Genomic DNA, 1398 nt, shown 5'->3' with positions numbered 1-1398 from the left:
CGACCGCGATCAGTTCGGCCGCCGGATTGGCGAACGACAGGATCGCATCGCCGGCGAGGTCGTCGTACATCACCACGTCCGCATCGCGCAGCCGCGCCACGGCGCGCAGCGTCAGCAGATCGAGATCGCCGGGGCCGGCGCCGATCAGGGTGATCGAACCTTGCGGCTGTTCGGTCATGCGGCGGTCTCGCTGGCGTCGACGAGGTGAAAGAAGCTGCCGGTGACGTGACCGCGGCGACTGCCGGTCTCGGCGGTCAGTGCGCCGTTGGCATCGCGGATTTCGGCCAGCGGTTCGTCCGGCTGAGCGATCAGGCGCGCGTAGTGAAATTCATGGCCGCGCAGCAACGCCCCGGCGTGACAGCCGGGAATCGGCGCGTGCAGCTTTGCGGTGCGATAGCCGAGATGCAGCTTGCGCTGGGCGAAGTCGGTCTCGAGGCCGAGCAGCCCGGCCATCGCGTGGCGCCCGCCAGCGGCATCGATGAGTCCAGCGCCGAGCGTCATGTAGCCACCGCACTCGCCGTGCACCGGCTTGAGCCGCGCGAAGCCGCGGAGTCCGTCGATGAAGTACGTCGCAGCGGCGAGCCTCCCGGCGTGGAGTTCGGGATAGCCGCCGGGCAGCCAGCAGACGTCGCAGCTGTCGTCCGGTGCCTCGTCGGCAAGTGGTGAGAACGGCACGATCTCGGCACCAGCGTCGCGCCAGCCCGCGAGCAGATGCGGGTAGACGAACGAGAACGCCACATCCCGAGCCAGCGCGATGCGTTGGCCCGGCGGCGTAATCGGGCGCGGCGCTTCCTCGGTCGATCGAAGTCGCGGCTGAGCAGCGGATAACAACGTGTCGAGATCGACATCGCGTTCGATCGCGGCCGCCAGCGCGTCGAACTTCGCCGCAAGTTCGTCGTCCTCCTGCGCCTGTACCAGCCCGAGATGCCGCTCCGGGATGGTGAGCGCTGCATCGCGGCCGAGTGCGCCGAACACCTTCATGCCGAGCCTGGCAAAGCCGTCGCGCGCCAGCGCCGCATGCCGTTCGCCGGCGACCTTGTTGAGGATCACGCCCGCGACGCTGACGTCGCTGCGATAGGTCGCGAACCCGTGCGCCATTGCGGCGGCGGATTGCGCCATGCCTTTGACGTCGATCACCAGCACCACCGGCCAGCCGGTCAACGCTGCGACATCGGCGGTGGCGCCATTGCCGCAGGCGCCCGGCGTCGCCACCCCGTCAAACAGGCCCATCACGCCTTCGGCAATCGAGATATCGGCATCGTCGCTCTGGCGCAGCAGCGACTCGATCCGCGGCCGCGGCATCGCCCCAACTATCCAGATTGAAAGACGGCCCGCCCGGCTGCGGCGGTGTGGAAGGCCGGATCGATGTAGTCGGGTCCACTCTTTGGAGGGCTGTAC

General features: G+C 68.6%; 1 protein-coding gene and 1 pseudogene. Both read right to left on the bottom strand.

All coding sequences use genetic code 11. The features are described 5' to 3' along the window. Positions 1-178: SAM-dependent methyltransferase (locus tag I5M_RS22135; protein ID WP_031337313.1), on the bottom strand; the 178-nt coding region annotated here is incomplete at its 3' end. Further along, positions 175-1398, bottom strand: a pseudogene (locus I5M_RS30370) (cobyrinate a,c-diamide synthase); the annotation flags it as partial. The gene I5M_RS22135 and the pseudogene I5M_RS30370, both read right to left, overlap by 4 nt.

Origin of the sequence: Rhodopseudomonas sp. B29, assembly GCF_000333455.1 — a bacterium.
Lineage (GTDB): Bacteria > Pseudomonadota > Alphaproteobacteria > Rhizobiales > Xanthobacteraceae > Rhodopseudomonas.
The sequence above is the reverse complement of the archived record's forward strand: the minus strand, read 5'-3'. Positions and strand labels throughout refer to the sequence as shown.